Source organism: Streptomyces hilarionis, from assembly GCF_024539675.1.
GTDB lineage: Bacteria > Actinomycetota > Actinomycetes > Streptomycetales > Streptomycetaceae > Streptomyces > Streptomyces hilarionis.
Genome location: NZ_JAHHIT010000711.1, coordinates 1 through 275 on the forward strand (window position 1 = coordinate 1; position 275 = coordinate 275).

At 65.1% G+C, this 275-nt stretch carries 1 protein-coding gene; it reads left to right on the forward strand.

The features are described 5' to 3' along the window. Positions 1-18: 18 nt before the first annotated feature. The coding region (locus KMS84_RS40100) for a strawberry notch C-terminal domain-containing protein (RefSeq protein WP_256921585.1) at positions 19-275 on the forward strand (257 nt) is incomplete at its 3' end.

The following is a 275-nucleotide window of genomic DNA, read 5'->3' on the forward strand; positions in this document are numbered from 1 at the left end:
GCGCCGCTGTTTCGTCCCGTGACCACCGATGTGAAGGGTGAGCGGAGGTTCATCTCGACGATCGCGCGGCGGCTCGACAGCCTCGGCGCGCTCACCCGCGGACAGCGGCAAACGGGTGGACAGAACCTGTTCGATCCGGCCGATAATCTGGAAAGCGATTACGCCAGAGACGCGCTGACCCGCTGGTTCCACCTGCTATACGACGGCAAGCTCGAGGCGACGAGTTTCGCCCATTTCGTGCGCCAGACCGGCCTACGGCTCGAAGGTCCCGAGGG